Raw genomic sequence first — 19,179 nt, forward strand, 5'->3', positions numbered from 1 at the left:
GCCGATATGTACGCCTGCACTTTTACCGTCGCCCAAGTCCGCGCCGCCGAGCAGCCGCTGTTGGACGCGCAAACCTCGCCGGACGAGCTCATGCAACAGGCCGCGCACGCCGTGGCCCAGGTCGCCCGCGCGATGGTGGAGCCCGGTAGCCGGGTGCTCGCGGTGGCGGGGCCGGGCGGCAACGGCGGCGACGCGCTCTACGCGGCCGCGGAGCTGGCCATGTCCGGCTACCGGGTGGACGCGCTGCTGGTGGCGGGCCGCGCGCAGGAGCGGGCGCTGGCGGCGCTGCGCAACGCGGGCGGGACCGTGGTGGAGCGCGTTGACTGCGCGTATGACCTGGCCATCGACGGCATGACCGGTATCGGTGGTACTGCGGGACTGCGCGCGGAATACGCGGAGGTGGTGGAGGCGCTGCGGGATACGCGGGTGCTCGCGGTGGACGTGCCCTCCGGCATCGACGCCGACACAGGCGAGGGCGGCGAGCTCCACGTCACCGCGGACGCGACCGTGACCTTCGGCGGGTTCCGGCGCGCCCACGTGCTCTCCGCCGCGTGCGGGGTGCAGCTGATTGCGGACATCGGGATCGGCGGCCGCCACCTCTACGAAACGCTCTCCGACACTCTGCCCGAGTGGTCCGCCGACGGGCCGCCGCTGCTCACCGCAAACCGCGCCGTTGTCCCGGACTTCCCTCTCCCCGAGGGGATGCGCACCCTGCTCCCTGCGCCCGTGCCGTCGGTGGAGCCCGGCGCGTCCGACGACAAATACTCCGGCGGCGTGGTGGGCATCCGCGCAGGCAGTAGCACCTATCCGGGCGCGGCGCTGCTATGCACGGCGGGCGCGGTCAACGCCACCCCGGCGATGGTGCGCTACGCCGGAACGCAGGCCGCCGAGGTCGTGCGCGCGCATCCGGAGGTGGTCGTCGCGGATTCGCTCTCCTCCACCGGCCGAGTCCAGGCCTGGGTGTTCGGCCCCGGCGCGGGCACCGACGAGGCGGCGGCCGCAGAGCTGCGAGCCCTGCTCAACGCCCCGGATCCGTTGCTTCTCGACGCCGACGCGCTCACCCTCCTTGCCACCCACCCCGACCTCCTGTCCGCCCTGCGCGAGCGCGACGCCTACACCGCGCTCACCCCGCACGACGGGGAATTCGCCCGGCTGCACGAGGCCGCGGGCCTTTCCGCGGATTCGCGGATGGAGGAAACGCTCGCCCTCGCCGCACACCTCGGCTGCGACGTCCTGCGCAAGGGCCGCGCCACGCTCATCTCCGACGGCCACCTCGTCTACGGCCTGGACGCCGGGCACTCCTGGGCCGCCACCCCCGGCTCCGGCGACGTGCTCGCCGGCATTGCGGGCGCGCACCTGGCCCGCAGCGCGGAGACCTCCTCGCTCATTTCGGCCGCAACCGTGCACGCCGTGGCCGCGAAGCTGGCCTCCGCTACCGAGTACGGCGATGCCACCGCGCCCGCGAGCCGGATCGCCGCGTTTGTCCGCGAGGCTACCGCTCTACTGACCACAACGACTCTGGAGGCGAACAATGCTTGATGCCGCGATCATCGGTGGTGGCCAATCTGCACTCGCGACCGCTTACTACCTGCGCAAGTACAAGGTGGATTTCACCATCTTCGGCGACCGTGCTGCCGGCGCTTGGCCGACGTACTGGGATAACCTCACGTTGTTTTCCCGCGCGGAATTTTCCAACTTGCCCGGCTGGCCTATGCCCGCCTTCGACGGCTATCCGCCGCGCGACCACGTCGTGGACTACCTCACGCGCTACGAGCAGCGCTACTGCTTCCCCGTCGTTCGTGAGCGCGTGGAGCGCATTTCGCTTGACGACGCCACGTTTACCCTCCACCCCCAACGCGTCACCGCCCGCAACGTGATCATGGCCACCGGTAACGTCCCGTTCGTGCCTCACTACCCGGGCACGTTCCCCGGAGTGCAGCTGCACGCCTCCGAATACCGCAACCCGCAGCAGTTGGCGGGCAAACGCGTCGCCGTGGTGGGATCCGGCGATTCCGGTGCGCAGATCACCGCTGACCTGGCGCTGGGCGGGGTTGATGTGGTGTGGCTGACCCGCCACGCGCCGCGCTTCATGCCGGATGACGTGGATGGTTCGGACTTGTTCCGCCGCAACCGTGAACGTTTCGTCGCTATCTCACAGGGCAAGCCGGACCCGGGCGGGGCCGACTTCGGCGGCGACATCGTCGTGGTGCCCGAGGTACGCCGCGCCCGCGACGCCGGGCTGATGCGCACGGAGACGATGCCGGACACGCTTGATGAGGTTTCGGCACTTGGGGTCGAGGCGATCGTGTGGGCCACGGGGTTCCGCCCGGCGCTCGGGCCGGTGCGAGGACTGGACCGCAACACCCCGGGGCTGTGGTTTGTGGGCTACAACCGCATCAACGGGCCGGGCGCGGCCACGCTGGGTGGCGTGAGTCCTTTTGCCAGGGACGTGGCTCAGGCGGTGGCGGGGCGTCGATAAGCACTCGCCCAGGTCATCGCGGCCCAGACCGCTGGGACGCCGGGGACGACGATGAGGAGGTAGTAGGGCCACTTGCCAAAGAGCTCGAGGATGGACCAGCCGCGCGGGTAGCCGGCGAGGAAGCCGTAGTTGCCGCCGGTGATGCGGTTGGCGGTGGCGGCGAAACCGGCCCAAGCGACGGTGATGGCGGTGGTAATGCGCCAGTCGCGCCAGGTGGGGCGGTAGCCGAGGCCGAAGGTGAGCACGGTCGGGACGACGAGGGCGGCGCTGTGGAAGAACCAGTACGCGAATTCCTGCAGGCCCGGGAAGTCCTGGACGTACGCCATGTCGGGGAAGAGCAGTGCCATGGGGTTCAGGAGGAAACCCCAGTAGAAGGACAGGGCGGCTGCGGTGGGATTGTCGGTGAGCAGCGCCGTCGGGGTGATAACGCGGAGGAAGTCCGTGATGTGGAAGGGGGCGGTTTCGTCCCACACGATGTTGCTCGGCGCGAGGACCCAGCAGTAGTAGGCGAACACAAGGATGCCCAGGACGGCGCCGGCGATCTTGCGCGCCGCTTTCACCACGTTGTGGGGCAGGTTGCGGGCCGCGACGACGAGGATGCCGCAGCAGAGAATGAGGACCACGAGTACGGAGAGGTGCCGCGAGTCGTACTGTGTCATCGTCCGGTAGGTGCGTCCGTTGCGCGACGTCCAGTCCGGCGGTTGGAGCGACTGTAGCTGCATGCAGGTAAGGGTACCGCTATATGGCTGTCTAAGAATTACAATGGTGTAACTTCTCAGGTTCAGCCCGGCTACCTGAAGCTATACCATTCAGGATCCACCCCCATATTGGGGCGGTTTTCAAGCTATTGGCAGGCGACATTTAATAATACTTTATCTATCCACCGCCACTACCTGGAATAACGGCAATATACACGGTTATTATCGTTTTTATAAAGCGAACGCAGCCCGTCACAATGCTTCCATTTATGAATTCCTCAGGTAACATAAACAGCGTGTTCAACAATCAGAGATTCGCAGCAGCAGCCACCGCCGTCGCCCTGGGCGCGTGCGCTGTCATTGCGCCGCAAGCGCAGGGCGCAACTGTTGGTACCAACGACTCTGGTTCGTGCCACATCCAGCTGAACGACCAAGAGCAGCAGGAATACGAGCGCGTCGCGTTCGCTTCCACCAAGTTCAACCAGGATGACAACTGGCGCCAAGCCTTCGAGGTTGCCTTCCCGGCCGCCGGCGACATCGCCGCCGAGTTCCAGGACGCCTACGAGAACGGCGGGCGCGAGTCCTTCAACAACAACCTGATGGACAACCTGAACGCGTGGGCCGACCGGATTTCCGCAGAAACCGGTGTCTCGCACGACGCGTCCTTCTGGTACTTCTCCCACCTGTGGAACAGCCTCGCTGTCTCCACCGAGCCGGACATCGCGCTGGTCAAATTCTGGGACGACGTGCACGACTCCCTCGACGCGGGCACCATCACCGCTTCGGAACAGGATGCCGCGTCTGAACCCGCCTTCCGCCCGGTCGCCCCGCTGGCCGTCCTGGAGCAGGAACGCAAGGCCCAGTTCCCGGAGCTGAGCCCGGAGCACGCGGCCGCGTGGACCGACGCCTTCGTGGAGTCGGAGGCCCTGTCCGACTACCGCAAGGGCGCCGCATTCGAATCCGTCTTCCAGCAGACCCGCCAGGAATGCGCAGAGGGCGGCGATGCCATCGTCCTGTTCCCCACCGACGGTGCAAACCCCGACGCGCAGCGCGCGGCGGAGAAGACCGACCAGGGCGCGGACGTGCTTCCCTCGGTAGAGCAGCACCCGCTGACCACTGAGCAGGTTGAGCAGACTGACCAGCCTGAGCGCACCGAGCACGAAAACGGCACGACGACCACCGTCGTGCGGGAGAACGGCAAAACCACCGTCAACGTCTCCGTCACCTCGCGCACCAAGTCGCGTACCGCATCGGAGCCGACCGACAGGCCGGACAACAAGCAGGAGGACGAGCCCAAGGTGGACACCGCCGCCGCAGCCGGCAAGCACATCTCCGTTGACTCCGGCATCATCGCCGCTATCGTGCTCGCCCTGCTGGCGACCATCGGCGGCGCAGTCTTCTCCTTCCTTGGCTAGACCCCGAGCAGGGCACCGATGAGAACGCTCGCCGCACTCGCCACCGCGACCGCACTGGTCTGCGGTGGCGTTGCCGTTGCGCCCATTCCCGCCGCGAGCGCGGCCACCTGCACGCTCACCATGGAGCCGGAGGCCTTCGGTGCGGCCAGCGACGCCGCGCACCTCTACCTCGAGCGCGAGGCAAACCTCATCTACGCCCGCTACGGATCCTTCGTCGAGGCATTCCCCGAGGTGCGCAGCGTCGAGTCCGGCGTGCGCCGCCGCATCCTCGAGGAAGCGCTGGGCATCTACATCGATGACGCCCACTTCGCCGACCCCACCACCACCGAGCACGCGTACGCTCTCGAGGCGTTCGCCGACCTCGGCCTGCCCGAGTCCGTGGCCAACTGGTACCTGCAGCGCCACTCGCCCACGCAGACCACCCACAACCCGCAAATCACCGAGGTCGAGCACTACAAGGACTTCGTCGCCACCGACGGCCAAGTGCCCGTGGGCAAGGACGCCCCGGACTGGTTCACCCCCACCGGCATGGCCACCGACCCGGAGGCGGTCGCCGAGCAGCTCACCCAAGAGTTCCCGGGCCTGATGCTTGCCGACGCCACGCGCTGGGCCGACACACTCACCTCCACCGCGACGTACGAGAACCTGCGCGCCGTCGACCGCTACGCCAATTACTTTGACCAGCAGGATGCGCAGTGCGAGGCTGACCACGCGGAGCCGACCGAAACGCCGGAGCCGGAAACAGACATCATCCCCATCATCGCCGGGGTCCTCATGCTGCTGGGCATCTTCGGCTACGGGGCGTTCGCGTACACGCATTTCTACGCCTAGATTGTTCGTGTGACCGATCTGCAGACACCCCAATCCCAGAAATTCCCTGTGGTCCCCCTCGCGGCGATGAGCTTCGCGGCGTTCGTCTACGTCACATTTGAGATGTTCGCCGTCGGCCTCATCTCTCCGATGGCCTCGGATCTCAACGTCTCCGAAGGCCAGATCGGCCTCCTGATGAGTGTGTACGCCGGCCTCGTCGCCATCGTGACCATCCCGCTCATGGCCGCGACCCGCCAGGTGAACCGACGCCCCCTCTTCATGGCCACGCTCGGCTTCCTGCTCGCGGGCATCGTCCTGCAGGCGATCGCGCACACCTACTGGGTCCTCGTGGTCGGCCGCGTGTGCGCGGCGCTCACGCACGGCCTGTTCTGGTCGCTGGTCAACCCCATGGCGGCGCGCCTGGCACCGCGCGGGATGACGGGCAAGGCGGTCGCGGCGGTCTCGCTCGGCTCCACGCTCTCGCTGGTGGTCGGCTCCCCGCTCACCACCTCGCTCGGCGGGCTCATCGGGTGGCGCGGCTCCACCTGGGTCCTCGGCGTCGCGGTCCTCTTCGCGTTCCTGCTGCTGCTCAAGACGCTGCCCAGCATGCCGGCCATCCCGCCGACGCCGGCGGAGACCGCGCAGCAGCAGCGCTCCGCCATCCCCTCGCTCGTTTTCTACCTGGCGTTCTCCGTCACCGCGGTCTTCGCCACATTCACCTACCTGGCGCTGCTCGTGGAAAACACGGCGGGGCACGCGTTCGTCCCCATCGGGCTCGGCGCGTACGGCGCGTTCGGTCTTGTCGGCGTCGTGCTCGCGGGCAATCGTGTCGACGTCCGCATGATCCGCCTCAACGGCTTCGCCGGAATCCTGCTCATTATCGCCGCGCTCGTCGGGCTGATCGGCCTGCGCACCGGCTCGGGCGTGATCATGTTCATCATGATCGCCATCTTCGGCACCGCGGCGGGCGCGCTGCCCACCGTCGCCACCACCATCTTCCTGTTCGCCGGCAAGCGCAACCAGGATCTGGCCAGCTCCATCTACGTGGTGACGTTCCAGGTCGGCATCGCCTCCGGCTCCGCGCTCGGCGCGGCGGCAGTGGACGCGGGCTACCTCTCCGGCACCCTCCTCATCACGCTGCTGCTCGCCGCGTGCGGGTTCGGCGTGCTTACGCTGCTCTCGCGACCGAAGCTGCGGTAACCTGCCCGTCCGCCACGCGGACGACCTCGTCGGACGAGGAGATGAGCTCCGTGTCGTGGGTGACAAAGCCGCAGGCGATGTTGCGGTCCTGCACCAGGTTGCGCAGCAGGGCGACGATCTCGTGCGAGCGCTCCGAGTCCAGCGCCGCGGTCGGCTCGTCGGCCAGGATCAGCGACGGCTCGCCCATGAGCGCGCGGGCGATGCCGACGCGCTGGCGCTGACCGCCGGACAGCTGCTGCATCTTGCGGTCGCCCAGGCCCTCCAGGCCCACGGTGGCGAGCAGCTCGTCGGCGCGCTCCTTGCGCGGCTTCACGCCGCGGATGTGGTCGGTGACCAAGAGCTGGTCGCGGACGTTGAGGGCGCCGATCAGGTTTGCCTGCTGGAAAATCATGCCGATTTTTTCGAGGCGGACGCGGGTATCCACGGGCGTGTCGTCGATAAGCACTGTGCCCGAGTCGGGCGTGAGCAGGCCCGCGGCCGCGGAGAGCAGGGTGGACTTGCCCGAGCCGGACTCGCCGACGATGAAGGTGAGGTGGCCCGGGGTGGCGCTGAAGGAGATGTTGTCCAGGGCGGTGAGGCGCTCCTGGCCGTCCTGGAAGGTGACGGTGACGTTGTCCATGGTGAGCATTTAGGCGATACCTCCGAGTGCAAGTTGTGGTTCGACGTTGGTGATGGAGCGGGTGGCAAACAGGGCGCCGGCGAGGCCGAGGACCCAGATGAGCAGCGGCGGGCCGACCGTGGACAGCGCGGAGAGCGTGAACGGGACCGTGCCGCCGACGAGCGCGCCGAAGCCGGTGGCGATGGCGGCGCCGAGGATGACGCCGACCGCCAGGATGATGGCGGACTGGCCGAGCGCGTCCTTGCGCAGGTAGCCGTTCGACGCGCCGATCGCCTTGAGGATGGCCAGGTCGCGGGTGCGCTGCATCGTCCACACGGTGAGGAAGGCGACGATGACCAGCGCCGCGATGGCGTACAGGAAGCCCTGGATCATGAGCAGGGAGCCACGCTCGGAGCCGTAGGCCGGCAGGGCGTTGAAGGAGTCGGACAGCTTCATGCCGCGGTCGTCGCTGGCAAGGAGGACCGTTCCCTCGGCGTCGGTGTGCATGGCGGCCTGCCAATCCCTGGTGGGCACCCACAGGACCGGCGAGTGCGAGTACTCCAGGTCGTCGGCGGTGCTGCCCACGGTCACGGGCGCGCCGCCCACGGTGAGCTCCTCGCCCGGGGTCAGGCCCAGGGACTCGGAGGCGACGGCGTCGGTGCCCACCACCTCGCCGTTGGGCAGCCTCGTGCCCTCCGGCAGGCCCAGGATGGCCACGGACTCCTCGGTGCCGTCCGCGCGGGACAGCAGGGTCTGGCCGGCGCCCAGCGGGACGTCGCCGGCCTGCGCGTCCTCCGGGCCGACGCGGGACGTGGTGTAGGAGGGCTCCTCCATATCCTTGAACACGACCGAGTGCGGGTTGAGCGCCTCAAGTGCCGACGTATTCTGCTTGCCAAGGCCAGCCGTCAGACCGGTGAGCATGACGACGAGGAGAGTGATCAGCCCCACGACGCCAATGATCAGGCCGAAGCGACCCTTGGCGTTTCCAATTTCTCTCAATCCAACGAACATGCCCCCATTATCTGCCTGACCTGCACCGTTCCACATCGGGCGAGCGGTGGAACCTTGAGTCAACCGATCGGTTGATTAGGCTTGTGCGCGTGCAAACCACCAGCCGAATCCTCGCCGTCCTCCGCGTCAGCCTGCACCTGCTGGTCGCGGTCCTCCTGCTCGTGGGCATGCTGGGCGACTTCACGCCGCTCGCGCTCCTCTTCGCCGCCGTCTACCTGGCGGGCACCGTGGCGCACAACCGCGGCATGGAGTACTCGGCGCGCGCGTCGTGGGCGTGGCTCGCCATCATCACGGGGCTGTGGGTGGCGCTGGCACTGCGGTCCGAAGCGTACGTGTGGTTGGAGTTCCCGCTGGTCATCCTCGCCGCCATCCTCCTGCCCACCGCCGCGAGCCTGGTCGTGGCTGCCGCGATGCTGGCGCTCACACTCAGCGTGACGGTGCCCGCCTCCGGGTTGGGCGGGCTGATCGGCCCGACCATCGGCACGGTCGTCGCGGTGGTCACCGTGCAGATCTACAACATGCTTCGCGCCGAGGCGCAGCACTACAAGGCGCTCGCGCTCGAGCTCGAGGTCTCGGAGCGCAACCGCGGCGCGGCGGAGGAGCGCGCCCGCCTGTCGCGCGAGGTGCACGACACGATGGCGCAGGGGTTGAGCTCCATCGTGCTGCTGGGCAGGGCGCTGGACAAGCAGCTTGACGACGCCACCGCGCGCGCCACCCTCACCACCATCCGCGAGGTGGCGGCGGACAACCTCGCGGAGGCGCGCCGGTTCGTGGCCGTGAACGCGGAGGGCGGCGGGGCCGAGCCGCCGCGCCGCACCCTGCCGGAGCAGGTCCGGGCGCTGGCGCGGTCCGCGCAGGACCGGCAGCGCGCCCTCGGCGAGCCGCTGGAGATGCAGGTCAACGTAGTGGACGTGGTCGGCCCTGCGGCGGAGGTGGTCGAGCGCGTGGTCCGCGAGGGCTTAAGCAACGTGGTGCGCCACGCGCACGCCTCGAAAGCCGTCGTGACGGTGGATAAGCTGGGCGACACCGTTACCGTCGACGTCTTTGATAACGGCCGCGGCATGTCCGGCAAGGAGGGCTTCGGCCTGCGCGGCCTGCGCGCCCGCGTGGAGGAGGCCGGCGGCGAGCTCTCGGTGGAGGGCAACGTGCTCGCGGCAACGCTCCCGATCCAACGCAAGGAGGCACCATGATCAGGGTCATGCTTATCGACGACCACCCGGTCGTCCGCGCCGGACTCCGCGCCGTCCTCGACTCCTTCGGCGACATCGAGGTCGTCGCCGAGGGCGCGGACGGCACCGCCGAGGTCCCCGACGGCGTGGACGTCATCGTCTCCGACATCCAGATGCCCAACGTGGACGGCATCGAGGTCACCCGGCGCGCCGTCGCCGCGGGCGGCCCGCCCGTGCTCATCCTCACCACCTACGACACGCAGGCCGACGTGGTCGCCGCCGTGGAGGCGGGCGCGCTCGGCTACCTGCTCAAGGACGCGCCCGAGCAGGAGCTTCACGACGCCGTGCTCAAGGCCGCCAGGCGCGAGCGGGTCCTTTCCGCGCAGGTGGCGGGCGTGCTGGCGGAGCGCGTGATGCGCCCGGAGGAGGCGCTGTCGGCCCGCGAGATCGAGATCCTGAAAGCCCTGCAGACCGGCGCCTCCAACAAGCAGATGGCGGCCAGCCTGTTCATCTCGGAGGCGACAGTGAAGACCCACCTCATCCACATCTACTCCAAGCTGGGCGTGGACAACCGGACCGCGGCGGTGGAGAAGGCCCGCGAGCGCCGGATTATTTAGGCGGCGTCCTCGCTGAGCTCGTGGGTGGTGGTGAGCAGCAGCACCGCGGCGAGCGCTAGGCCGGCGCAGATGAGGGTGCCCAGGCCCATGGAGCTCATGTGGTTCGTACCCAGCGCGACGAGCGGGGGCACCGCGCCGGCGACGAGGAACTGGAAGAAGCCGAGGGCGCCCGAGCCGGCACCGGCGCCGATGTCTCGGACCTCCTCGATCGCCAGGGCGGAGGCGTTGGCCATGACGAACCCGCCCATGAAGGAGAGGACCGCCAGGAAGGGAAGTGCCCACAGGGAGGGCGTGGTGAAGGCGAAGGTGAGGAGGATGAGGGCGGCGATGGCGTCGATAAGCAATGCCCCGATGAGCAGCGTGCGGGGGTGGTAGCGCTTGAGCATGCGCATGTTCATCGTGTTGGACACCGGGATGAGCAGGGCCATGCCGCCGAAGATGAGCGCGTAGGTGGTGGCGCCCAGGCCGAGCTGCGACTGGAGGACCAGCGGGGACGCGGAGATGTAGGCGAAGAGGGCGCCGAAGCCGAGGCCGCCGGCGAGCATGAAGCCGACGAAGGCGGGGCGGCGCAGGCACTGCCACATGCGGGGGAAGAGGCTGCGCAGGGTGCCGGTGGAGCGGCCCTCAGCGGGCAGGGTTTCCGGCATGCGGAACGCCATGATGGCCTGGACGACGTTGATGGCGGTGAGGACCCAAAAGAGGCCTCGCCAGCCGACGACCGGCAGGAGCGCGCCGCCGAGGACCGGGGCGATCGCGGGGACGAAGCCGGTCAGCGCCATGAGGCCCGACAGGGCGCGGGCTGCCTGGCGGCCCTTGGACACGTCCGCGACCACGGCGCGCGACACCGCCTCGAGCGAGCCGGCGGCCAGGCCCTGCACGAAGCGGGCGGCGACGAGCGGCCAGATGCTGGGCGACACCGCGCACAAGACGGAGGCGGCGAGGAAGACGGCCGCCGCGCCGACGATCTGGGGCTTGCGGCCCGTGCCGTCCGAGATCGCGCCGAACAGGAGGTTGCCCACCGCCATGCCCAGCATGAACCCGGTGATGGTCAGCTGCGCCACCGCGGGCGACGCGCCGAGCTCGCTGGCCAGCGACGGCATGCCCGGCAGGTACATATCAATGCCGAAGGGGGCGACAGAGGAGAAGAACGCGAGGGCGACAAGCAGCCCGGGTGAAAGTTTTTGCACGCAGGTACCATACCTGTATGAGCACTGAGATGAGCAACGTAGTCGGAGCGTGGCGCTCCATCGAGGTACCGCAGGCGCCCGAGGCGCTGGGTGCCGCCGCCTCCGTCGAACTCTCCGACGGCGAGCTGCGCTACGGCGAGCTGGCCCTGCAATTTGCGGGGGCTGCTGGGGGCGCCGAGCCGTTTACCCCGGAGCCGTTCACGCTGCGCTCCGTGACTACCCGTGTCTCCGGGGAGGCGCGCGTGGTGGCCGGCTCGCTGTTCGGCCAGACCTCCCCCCTGCCCACCCCGGACTCGCTGGTCGCGGTGGTGCTCGCGCTCGAGCCCGGCGCGGAGGTCGCCTTCACCTGCGACGAGGCGCTGGAGTACGGTGTCGTCGCCTGCTCGGGCGGCATCGAGTACGACAACACCCCGGTCCCGGCCGGGTCCTGCGGCCGCACGCAGGCGGGCGCGTCCACCCACGCGGTGGCGAATACCTCGCAGGAGCGCGCGTACGCGGTGCTCCTCGGCGGCAACCCGGCGGACCGCGCTGGCGCAGCCCGTCCGTCCGAGTAAGTGCGCGGCACGCTCCCGCCGCCCGGCCCCGCGTGGGGCGGCAGCGTGATGGGCACCTCGCTGATGGCCACGCTCATGGTCACCAGCGGCTACCCGGCCGTGGCCTGGGTGTTCGCGGTGCTCGGCGCGCTGATCTTCCTGGTGCTGCTGGGCGGTTTCCTGGTCTACCGCAGCCCCCGCTTCCGCCAGGACCTCATGGCTCCGTGGGCGATGTGGTTCATCGGCACGATGGCGTTGGGCACCGCGTGGACCAAGCTGACCGGCGCCGAGTGGTGCATCTTGCTCGGGTTTTGGGTGGGCGCGCCGCTGTGCGTGGTGGCCTACTTCAACCAGCTGCGCAGGTTCTCCGGGGTGCCCAACTTTGCGTGGGGGCTGCCCCTGGTCGGGCCCATTATGGCGTCCAATACGGCGGGGACAATCAGCGCGCTGACGGGCAGTCGGAGCTACGCCGTGCTGGGCATTGTCTTCATGGCTATGTCGGTGCTCGCCGCCTACCCGGTCTTTGCCCGCGTGTACGTGGCTGCGCTGCGCGGGGAGGCCGACATCAGCGGTCCGAGCGCGGCGACGACGTGGATTCCGCTTGGGGTGGTGGGGCAGTCGACGTCGGCAATCGCCCTGCTCTTCGGCGCCCGCGCGGAGATCCTCGTGGGCAGTGCGCTGGTGGCGCTGGCGGTGCCGATGATGCTGTTTGCCATGTGGCACTTCTACCCCGCCGTGGCCCGGTGGGTGGACTACTCGCCGGCGTGGTGGGCCTCCACCTTCCCCACGGGCGCGATCGGGGTGGGCGGCTACACGCTCGCGCAGGCGTGGGGCATCGACTGGATGAACGCGGTGGCGACGATGCTCCCCGCGCTGCTGGTGCTGCACTGGGGGTTGTGCGCGGCGCGCTTCGTGTCGTGGCGGTGCGGCCATTAGCGGGTAAGGGTGGCCGGGCCCACGTAAGGTGAAGAGCATGATCATCACAATGCTGTTCACCGTGGAGGGGTCCCAGCCCGAGATCAGCCGGTGTGTCAACGTGGAACCACACATTGATCTGAGCCGATTGGCGCAGATTATCGACGCATCACTCGGGTTTTCGGGGGTGGCCGGTCACTTGTTTATTCACCAGGAGGGGGAGCACTCCGCCGACAACGAGGTCTACGCCGAGAACCCGGGCGCCGGGGAGCGGTCCATGACCTCCATGACCGTGGGCGAGATGCCGCCGATGCTGTACGTCTACGACCCGGCCGCCAACTGGAACGTGCACGTCAGGCGGCTCGGCGAGTCGCAGCTGGAGGGGCCCACTCCCCTGCTCATCCACGCGCAGGGGCCGGACGTGGTGGAGACCGCGAACGGGCCGGAGATGATGACGCGCTTCCACGAGGAGGCGCGGAACCTGGCCGCCGGGCTGCCGCCGAACATGGAGGTCACGCCCCTGCTGCTCAGCTACCTGCCGGTGATGACGCCGGAGCGGATGCTGGACCGGCTCAGCGTGGTCGACCCCGTGGCGGTGGCCACCCGCATGGGCTTTGTCAGCGAGGAGCTGGGCACCAACCTGGGTGGGCTCCCCGGTGGGCCGTTCGATGCCGATACGTTCGACCCCGGTTCCTTCGATGACGCCTTCGAGCAGGGGTTCGCGGCGGGCTTCGGGGAGGAGCCGGAGGCGACGCCAATGCGCGAGCTGATCCACAAGTTCCTCGCCGACCGCCCGGACCTGCAGGAAATCCTGGACACGGACCCGAACGCGCAGGACAACCCGGTGCTCGTGGAGGCGTTCTCGGAGTTTTTTGATCGCACGATCGCCGAGATGGGCGGCGTCGAAGCGGCGATGGAGGCGTTCGGCGTGGAACGCGCCGAGGTCCCCGGCCCGCGCTCTGCGGACATGCACGCCCCGAAGGGATTCTCGCCGGTGCTCGCGCAGTACCTGGAGGTGCTCGGGCCGGAGGCACCGCTCACGGTGCGCGGCAACCTCAAGGTCGCCGTGGTGCGCGAGCTCGTGCGCATGCTGGGGCTGCCGGTCTACCCCACCCAGCCCCGAGAAGACACGTGGGAGGCGGTCCAGCTGGGTCGCGTGCTGCTCGAGGAGCTCGGCCTCGTGGCCCAGGAGGGCTCCAACCTGGTGCGCACCGCGGCCGGCGAGCGGTTCCTCAACAATCCGTCCCTGGCCGGCCACGAGGCGACGATCCACGCGCTGTTCGCCGACTACTTCTCCCCGTTCGTGTGGCGGCAGACCGTCGAGGTGCTGCGCAGCACCGACTCGTCCGGGGCCTCACCGATGGCGGAGCACACGCTGGACACCCTCATGGTGCTGGGCGGGATCTATGCGATGGGCGACGTCAACGTGATCACGGAGGAGCTGCTCGCGGTGATTGACCCGGGGGCTCGCTAATCGACGCTCACGCAGCCGCCAGCACCACGTAAAGCCCCAACCCGCCGAGCACGCACATGGCCAGCGTGGTCGCCGCCACGCCCACCGCGTTCGGCACCGAGCGCTCGTTGGCCAGGTGGATCGCCTCGAGCCGGTACGCGCGGCGCTGCAGCAGCATCGTCACCGTGCCCATCACCGTGAGCAGGACGATGACGGTGAAAATGACGCCCGGGTAGGCGCTGGACCAGCGCAGCAGCACGGATGCGCAGACGAGCATGGCCAGGGCGGTGCGCCCCCAGCTCAAGGAGGTGCGCTCGGCCTGCAGCCCGGGGTCGGCGAGCGGGATCGGCCGCGTCTGCTGCCCCATCAGGTCAGGCTGATCAGGACGACGACGGCGGCGAGGAAGATGCCCACGCCGAGGACGGGCACGATCGCCGGGGCCGGGAGGGGGCGGCCGTGCCGCAGGGCGCGCTCGAGGCGCGCCCAGCGCACCGCCGCGCCCAGCGAGATCGCCATCGCGATGACCACGATCACGGCGGCGATGATGGAGCGCGTGGCGGGGTCGATCCCCGGCAGGTCGAAGGCCTCGAGCGCGATGCCCCCGGCCAGAAACGCGAGGGCGGTGCGGGTCCAGGCGAGGAAGGTGCGCTCGTTAGCAAGCGTGAAGCGGGGGTCCGGCTCGGTCCCGTCCGGGAAGACCCGGCGCGTAAACCAACCGCGCTGCGTGTCCTGACTCATGCCCCCTACCCTAGGCGATGAACGCGGCCAGCTGGTTCGCGCCGAGCGAAAGGTACGGCACGAGGATGACCACGGCGCAGGCGTTGAACAGCCACATCGCGGTGGGCGACTTGTGCAGGGAGGCGGCGGCAGCGCCGATGAGGCCGCCGGTGGTGTTGAAGATGAGGTCGTCCATGTCGCTGTAGCCCGCCGCGAGGAGGAATTGCAGGGACTCGACGGTGAGGCTGGCGAGGAAGCAGAAGCAGGTGGTGGCGGCGACGGAGCGTCGATAGGCGATATAGCCCACGGGGACAAAGAGGGCGAGATTGCCAAAGAGGTTGAACCAGGGCCCCCACCACACGCGGTAATGCCGGAAGGAGACGAGGGGGTCGAGGCGGATCTGCTGGATCTGGTGCGCGGCGGCGTCCCACAGGCCGGGGACGGAGATGTAGGCCTTGCCCACCGTGAAGGCGAGCACGAAGGCGGCCGCGACCGCGAGGCTCAGCGTGTACAGGGCGGGCGAGATTTTCACCTGGGCAACACTAGCGCCCCGCATTGCCCTGCTACTGGGGGTTGGCTGCGTGGTTGCTGGGGACCTGGCCGCCCGAGGCCTGCAGGTACGCGTGCGCGAACGCGAGCAGCGCCACCGGCAGCGTGACCAGCAGGCCGACGCCGGCAAGCAGCGCGCCCGCGACGTTGAGGAGCGTGAGCAGCACCGCCAGCCCCAGCAGCGGGGCGTAGTTGCGCGAGCCCGCGACGACACCGGGCCGGGTGGCGTCCCACATGGTCATGCCGCTTGCAGAGTAGTAGATGATCTGCGTCAGCCACGGCGCGAGCACGTTGAGCAGGACGATCGCGCCGCCGCCCAGCCACAGCGCGCCGGACGGGAAGAAGCCGTCCACCCTGCCAGAGAACGCCACGACCGTGGACCAGAGCGTGAAGCAGGCGACGAACACGAAGACGACGAGGAGCGCGGTGAGCAGCGTCTCCTTGTACAAGAGGGTGGTCATCTTCCGCAGGCGAGGGGCGCGCTCGCGGGTCTGACGCAGCGCCGTGACCGTGGCGAATGGGATAACGAGCGCCGCGAGGACCAGCGGCGTGACGTAGTAGCACAACGCGAGGCTGGCCGCCGTGATGAGCAGCGCGACGGCGGTGCATGGGACCCAGAGCCGCCAGTTGGACGTCGCTGCCGCCCACCCCCACGTCAGCGCCGGGCGGATGCGGACCGTGCCCGCGCGTGAATGTTCCTCCTGCATATATCGCACGCTACCAAAGTTCCCAGGGTTTGCACGGGTACGTCCCCTATTAATTTCTGCCGCGGTATGTGCTGTGCTTATCGACGGGAACCGGTCCCCGCGACGCCTCCCGGTACGCGTGGGCGTACGCCAGCAGTGAGAGCGGGATCGTCACCAAAAGGCCCAGGCCAAGAACCGCGGCGCCGAGAATGTTGAGGACCGTGCACACCAGCGCCAGGGCGAGCAGCGGGAAATAGTTGCGCACGCCGCGCCGGAACCCGCGGCCGATCGCCTGGCCGATCCCGCTGCCATCCGCCGCGAAGAACGGCATGAGCGCCCACAGCGGCGATACGGCAAGGTAGCACAGCAAACCGATGCCCAGCATGATGGGACCCATCGGCGTCCCCTCCGGCACGTCCCACGGCAACGTCTGGTGAAGCGCCCAGCGCACGGCGGAGGGCACTGGCCACGAAATCGCGGCGGCGAACAGCCCGACCACCACGGTCTGCGCGAAGTGCAGGGGCTTCGCCTCCCCGATCGAGAACGTGATGCGGTCCGTCTGCCGCAGCGCCGCCGACACGGCAAACGGGACCACCACGACAAACCACACGGCGGGGAAGAGGAACAGCGCAACGATGAAAAGCAGCGGGTTGCCAGCCACGACACTGATGACGAGGAACGCGAACGTCAGCTGCACGCACGTGGCCCAGTTTCCGGTGAACGCGGACCACGCCCAGGAGAACGCGCGGCCCACTCGGACCCGCCCGGTGCCGGGCTCGGTGGGCCAGGCCTGCGGGTCGACGTACGTGTTGCTGGCCTGGGCGTACGGGTTTTCGCCGGGGGCTGGTGTGGGGGCGGGTGTGGGTTTTTCGGGTTCTGTGGGCTCTGTTGGTCCTGTGGGCTCCTCCACCACGGGTCGGCCTACGGCCTGGCAGTACGCGTGGGCGAGCGCACACACGACGATCGGCACCGCCACCAGCAACCCGACGCCGATGCAGACAACACCTGCGAGCAGGGCGAGCAGCGACAGAGCCTCGAGAACCATGAGGCGCAGCCAGTTCGCGGCGGCGCGCTTCGTCGCGGCCAGCAGGCCGTAGCCGTCAGCGGCGGCGAGGGGCAGGAAGCTGCACAGGGGCGCAAGCACAAAGAAGGCCACGAATCCGCCGAGGATAAACCAGGCGGCCGGGTCGGCGTAGAGCGGGGTGTGTGGTCTCTCGCCGTACGGGTCCACCAGCGCGGCGAAGGAGGGGGCTGCAATACCCAGCCAGAGGGCGAAGCACAGGAAGCCGATGAGTTCCACCACCGCCGTCGCGCCGAGCGTCTGGAAGGCACGGGGGAATTCCAGCTCGGTCAGGCGCAGCCGGGGGTGCTGCGTCTGCTGCAGGGCGACGATGGCAAACAGGGCCGACGCCAGCATGAACACGATCAGGTGGCCATAAAACTGCAGCAGGACCCACAGGACGACCCACGCGAGGAAGGCGACGAGCGTGAGCGGCACCCATATCGCCCAGTTGTTCAAGACGGTGCGGATTGACCACTCGAAGGCGGCGCGGACGTTGATGGTTTTGGGGTTAGCGGTCATTACCTGAACACGGGTTGTGGGTACAAAGAAGGTATGACTAAGTTAGCTGGCTTAGTGTGAGCAGATCAACCTTAACGATTTTTCACTAGTCAGACCCGAGAGTGCCAAGTTGGAGCCTAGCCTCCATGTCCTTCTTCAACATCACTGTTTTGATCACTAGTATCCAATACATCTATATGCGCGTGATTCCAACGGAAGCCACTATTCGCTTTAGTTAACCGAGCGCTCTCCTGCTTCCATTCCTCGTCCGTCAACAGAATTGCCCAATTGTCATTATCTAATTCATCCTGCGATTTCGGATAGAACTCTTCAATGTTGGTTATACGGCTCCAGGTGTAGTCCATAATCGGATTGTGGGGGTCGACCTGGAAGCAACACCAGGCCCTAAGCCAGTTAATGCCTTGTTCTGCCGTTCGCACGATTTCTGCAAATTCAGGAAAATCATTATCGGCGTGCTTGATCCCTTTGTAAGCGGTGTTAAATCGGCTAGCCCATTGCGCAGGATGCATCATTGCAATCCTTGGCATGCTAAGGCATATCCGTTTTAGATAGACAGGAAAGCAGTTATCTACTGTTCCCCGCTCTACTTGGCCAGGGATTCTGTGCCCGAATTCCTCTACCGCAACTGCTACATTTAACAGCCGATTCTCCCAAGAGATCTTTTCGGATAAAGCTCTTTTTAAAGCATCGACACCGGGCTTATTATTTACCCAGAACTCTAGCCAGCGGGAAAGAACTTCGGGGTTTTCCGTGGAATAGTGGATTAGCGCCTCAGGATTTCGACCTTTTTCTATGTCAAGCAGAGCATCCTCGTTACCTAAAGTTTCGACTCTACACTCCTCCCAATAGTCAGGATCGATTGGTCGATGATTGACGTCGAGTACCGGATTGCTACTCGAGCTAACGCTTCGCTCAGAAAAACCAATAGGCTGACCGTATATGATTGAAAGGAAGTCGAGAATTGCGGAATGTTCCTCAAACGCAACATCACGTTCTTCTGGCTTCTCCAGCTTTGTGATAATTCGAGCAATACTAAATGCCTGTAGCCCCTTGCCCATTCCGATTGACTCAGTACGTGCCTCAATAACAATCCGGTGGTTCAACTGTCCCTTAAACGGAATTGTCTTCGGCTTCTTGAGATTGATCGCCAGCCAGTTTTTATCGTCTCTGTAATCGGAATCGATAAGCTCTGTACACTCCAGCATCCAGTTACGCAGCATCGGCACGTACGAAACAACCTCAGATGCGTTCTCCCATGTCCTGCCATTTCCATCGAAGATCAATTGTTGAGGTCGCAGCTCCCACCGTTCAACTCCCTGAAATGGCCCCGCACCCTGTACCTGAATTGTCCAGCAATTTGCTACCTCGACTTGCCCCAGTTCGTCTACAAAAAGGAAGTCAAATGAACGGTTCCAGGTGCTGCGGGGATTTACTGTTGCGCGCGTGCATTTAGTAACACCGTGGTGAGTATCGAGTAACGCGATGGTGAGTATCGAGTAACACTGCAGTTTTCGGGGGAAACTCTTTGGTGACCGCGTGACTTCGGGGCACGCGGCATTG

20 protein-coding genes are annotated in these 19,179 nt (G+C 67.1%); 10 read left to right on the forward strand and 10 right to left on the reverse strand.

Features of this window, described 5'->3' with window-relative positions:
* The first annotated feature begins 6 nt into the window (after positions 1–6).
* Both CKJ82_RS11135 and CKJ82_RS11140 read left to right on the forward strand, forming a co-directional pair.
* Complete coding sequence (locus CKJ82_RS11135; RefSeq protein ID WP_095538201.1) at positions 7–1,539, forward strand: bifunctional ADP-dependent NAD(P)H-hydrate dehydratase/NAD(P)H-hydrate epimerase; 1,533 nt, start codon at positions 7–9, stop codon at positions 1,537–1,539.
* Entirely contained in the window at positions 1,532–2,479 is a 948-nt protein-coding gene (locus CKJ82_RS11140; RefSeq protein ID WP_095538202.1) for an NAD(P)-binding domain-containing protein, read from the forward strand. The genes CKJ82_RS11135 and CKJ82_RS11140 overlap by 8 nt, the downstream gene beginning before the upstream one ends.
* On the opposite strand, the gene CKJ82_RS11145 is transcribed toward CKJ82_RS11140, so the two are convergent.
* Positions 2,455–3,201 carry a YwaF family protein gene (locus CKJ82_RS11145; protein ID WP_095278372.1) on the reverse strand — a complete coding sequence of 249 codons (747 nt, stop codon included), beginning with the start codon at positions 3,199–3,201 and terminating at the stop codon, positions 2,455–2,457. The genes CKJ82_RS11140 and CKJ82_RS11145 overlap by 25 nt on opposite strands.
* Positions 3,202–3,446: 245 nt before the next feature.
* On the opposite strand from CKJ82_RS11145, the gene CKJ82_RS11150 reads away from it, so the two are divergent.
* The 3 genes from CKJ82_RS11150 to CKJ82_RS11160 all read left to right on the forward strand — a co-directional run bounded on the left by CKJ82_RS11150 (position 3,447) and on the right by CKJ82_RS11160 (position 6,602).
* The gene (locus CKJ82_RS11150; protein WP_133064075.1) at positions 3,447–4,592 is read left to right on the forward strand and encodes a hypothetical protein; all 1,146 of its coding nucleotides are present in this window, start codon (positions 3,447–3,449) and stop codon (positions 4,590–4,592) included.
* A gap of 18 nt (positions 4,593–4,610) precedes the next feature.
* On the forward strand, positions 4,611–5,423 hold the full coding sequence (locus CKJ82_RS11155; protein ID WP_095538204.1) for a hypothetical protein: 813 nt from the start codon (positions 4,611–4,613) through the stop codon (positions 5,421–5,423).
* A 66-nt stretch (positions 5,424–5,489) separates the two neighbouring features.
* Positions 5,490–6,602: an MFS transporter gene (locus CKJ82_RS11160; protein ID WP_095538217.1), complete on the forward strand. Its 1,113-nt coding sequence runs from the start codon at positions 5,490–5,492 to the stop codon at positions 6,600–6,602.
* Here the strand turns inward: CKJ82_RS11160 and CKJ82_RS11165 are convergent.
* Both CKJ82_RS11165 and CKJ82_RS11170 read right to left on the reverse strand, forming a co-directional pair.
* A complete protein-coding gene (locus CKJ82_RS11165; protein ID WP_095278378.1) occupies positions 6,571–7,230 on the reverse strand; it encodes an ABC transporter ATP-binding protein in 660 nt (219 codons plus the stop codon). The two genes, CKJ82_RS11160 and CKJ82_RS11165, sit on opposite strands and share 32 nt — an antisense overlap.
* Positions 7,231–8,211 (reverse strand): ABC transporter permease, encoded by a 981-nt coding sequence (locus CKJ82_RS11170; protein ID WP_095538205.1) that lies wholly within the window; start codon positions 8,209–8,211, stop codon positions 7,231–7,233. It abuts the gene before it with no gap.
* 89 nt (positions 8,212–8,300) lie between these two features.
* Between CKJ82_RS11170 and CKJ82_RS11175 the strand changes: the two genes are divergently transcribed.
* Positions 8,301–9,401, forward strand: a complete 1,101-nt coding sequence (locus CKJ82_RS11175) for a sensor histidine kinase (protein ID WP_095538218.1) — start codon at positions 8,301–8,303, stop codon at positions 9,399–9,401.
* Positions 9,398–9,997 carry a response regulator gene (locus CKJ82_RS11180; protein WP_095278383.1) on the forward strand — a complete coding sequence of 200 codons (600 nt, stop codon included), beginning with the start codon at positions 9,398–9,400 and terminating at the stop codon, positions 9,995–9,997. The genes CKJ82_RS11175 and CKJ82_RS11180 overlap by 4 nt, the downstream gene beginning before the upstream one ends.
* Here the strand turns inward: CKJ82_RS11180 and CKJ82_RS11185 are convergent.
* Complete coding sequence (locus CKJ82_RS11185) at positions 9,994–11,184, reverse strand: multidrug effflux MFS transporter (RefSeq protein ID WP_095538206.1); 1,191 nt, start codon at positions 11,182–11,184, stop codon at positions 9,994–9,996. The two genes, CKJ82_RS11180 and CKJ82_RS11185, sit on opposite strands and share 4 nt — an antisense overlap.
* A 17-nt stretch (positions 11,185–11,201) precedes the next feature.
* Here CKJ82_RS11185 and CKJ82_RS11190 point away from each other — a divergent pair, with 17 nt between their 5' ends.
* Genes CKJ82_RS11190 through CKJ82_RS11200 form a run of 3 tightly spaced genes read left to right on the forward strand, consistent with a single transcriptional unit; the run spans position 11,202 to position 14,106 of the window.
* Positions 11,202–11,738 carry a pirin family protein gene (locus CKJ82_RS11190; RefSeq protein WP_133064076.1) on the forward strand — a complete coding sequence of 179 codons (537 nt, stop codon included), beginning with the start codon at positions 11,202–11,204 and terminating at the stop codon, positions 11,736–11,738.
* Entirely contained in the window at positions 11,739–12,653 is a 915-nt protein-coding gene (locus tag CKJ82_RS11195; protein ID WP_095538208.1) for an SLAC1 family transporter, read from the forward strand.
* Between the two features lie 37 nt (positions 12,654–12,690).
* Positions 12,691–14,106, forward strand: a complete 1,416-nt coding sequence (locus tag CKJ82_RS11200; protein ID WP_095538209.1) for an IS1096 element passenger TnpR family protein — start codon at positions 12,691–12,693, stop codon at positions 14,104–14,106.
* A 7-nt stretch (positions 14,107–14,113) separates the two neighbouring features.
* Here the strand turns inward: CKJ82_RS11200 and CKJ82_RS11205 are convergent, their stop codons facing one another.
* The 6 genes from CKJ82_RS11205 to CKJ82_RS11230 all read right to left on the reverse strand — a co-directional run.
* Positions 14,114–14,452 (reverse strand): DUF202 domain-containing protein, encoded by a 339-nt coding sequence (locus CKJ82_RS11205; protein WP_095538210.1) that lies wholly within the window; start codon positions 14,450–14,452, stop codon positions 14,114–14,116.
* Positions 14,452–14,823 carry a YidH family protein gene (locus CKJ82_RS11210; protein ID WP_095535617.1) on the reverse strand — a complete coding sequence of 124 codons (372 nt, stop codon included), beginning with the start codon at positions 14,821–14,823 and terminating at the stop codon, positions 14,452–14,454. The genes CKJ82_RS11205 and CKJ82_RS11210 overlap by 1 nt, the downstream gene beginning before the upstream one ends.
* 10 nt (positions 14,824–14,833) lie before the next feature.
* Complete coding sequence (locus CKJ82_RS11215) at positions 14,834–15,334, reverse strand: VanZ family protein (RefSeq protein ID WP_165765434.1); 501 nt, start codon at positions 15,332–15,334, stop codon at positions 14,834–14,836.
* A 31-nt stretch (positions 15,335–15,365) separates the two neighbouring features.
* Entirely contained in the window at positions 15,366–16,058 is a 693-nt protein-coding gene (locus CKJ82_RS11220) for a hypothetical protein (protein ID WP_095538212.1), read from the reverse strand.
* A 49-nt stretch (positions 16,059–16,107) separates the two neighbouring features.
* Positions 16,108–17,619, reverse strand: coding sequence for a hypothetical protein (locus tag CKJ82_RS11225; protein ID WP_095538213.1), 1,512 nt, complete (start codon positions 17,617–17,619; stop codon positions 16,108–16,110).
* A 116-nt stretch (positions 17,620–17,735) separates the two neighbouring features.
* A partial coding sequence (locus CKJ82_RS11230; RefSeq protein WP_240510768.1) for a hypothetical protein occupies positions 17,736–19,179 on the reverse strand: 1,444 nt, incomplete at its 5' end.

It is taken from the genome of Corynebacterium gottingense (assembly GCF_002285125.1).
GTDB classification, from domain to species: domain Bacteria; phylum Actinomycetota; class Actinomycetes; order Mycobacteriales; family Mycobacteriaceae; genus Corynebacterium; species Corynebacterium gottingense.

Coding starts and splice junctions, on each gene's coding strand:
- CKJ82_RS11205 (WP_095538210.1), bottom strand. CDS start 14,452: ATGGGGCAGCAGACGCGGCCGATCCCGCTCGCCGACCCCGGGCTGCAG.
- CKJ82_RS11140 (WP_095538202.1), top strand. CDS start 1,532: ATGCTTGATGCCGCGATCATCGGTGGTGGCCAATCTGCACTCGCGACC.
- CKJ82_RS11165 (WP_095278378.1), bottom strand. CDS start 7,230: ATGCTCACCATGGACAACGTCACCGTCACCTTCCAGGACGGCCAGGAG.
- CKJ82_RS11135 (WP_095538201.1), top strand. CDS start 7: ATGTACGCCTGCACTTTTACCGTCGCCCAAGTCCGCGCCGCCGAGCAG.
- CKJ82_RS11180 (WP_095278383.1), top strand. CDS start 9,398: ATGATCAGGGTCATGCTTATCGACGACCACCCGGTCGTCCGCGCCGGA.
- CKJ82_RS11145 (WP_095278372.1), bottom strand. CDS start 3,201: ATGCAGCTACAGTCGCTCCAACCGCCGGACTGGACGTCGCGCAACGGA.
- CKJ82_RS11200 (WP_095538209.1), top strand. CDS start 12,691: ATGATCATCACAATGCTGTTCACCGTGGAGGGGTCCCAGCCCGAGATC.
- CKJ82_RS11170 (WP_095538205.1), bottom strand. CDS start 8,211: ATGTTCGTTGGATTGAGAGAAATTGGAAACGCCAAGGGTCGCTTCGGC.
- CKJ82_RS11190 (WP_133064076.1), top strand. CDS start 11,202: ATGAGCACTGAGATGAGCAACGTAGTCGGAGCGTGGCGCTCCATCGAG.
- CKJ82_RS11210 (WP_095535617.1), bottom strand. CDS start 14,823: ATGAGTCAGGACACGCAGCGCGGTTGGTTTACGCGCCGGGTCTTCCCG.
- CKJ82_RS11155 (WP_095538204.1), top strand. CDS start 4,611: ATGAGAACGCTCGCCGCACTCGCCACCGCGACCGCACTGGTCTGCGGT.
- CKJ82_RS11225 (WP_095538213.1), bottom strand. CDS start 17,619: ATGACCGCTAACCCCAAAACCATCAACGTCCGCGCCGCCTTCGAGTGG.
- CKJ82_RS11220 (WP_095538212.1), bottom strand. CDS start 16,058: ATGCAGGAGGAACATTCACGCGCGGGCACGGTCCGCATCCGCCCGGCG.
- CKJ82_RS11150 (WP_133064075.1), top strand. CDS start 3,447: ATGAATTCCTCAGGTAACATAAACAGCGTGTTCAACAATCAGAGATTC.
- CKJ82_RS11160 (WP_095538217.1), top strand. CDS start 5,490: ATGAGCTTCGCGGCGTTCGTCTACGTCACATTTGAGATGTTCGCCGTC.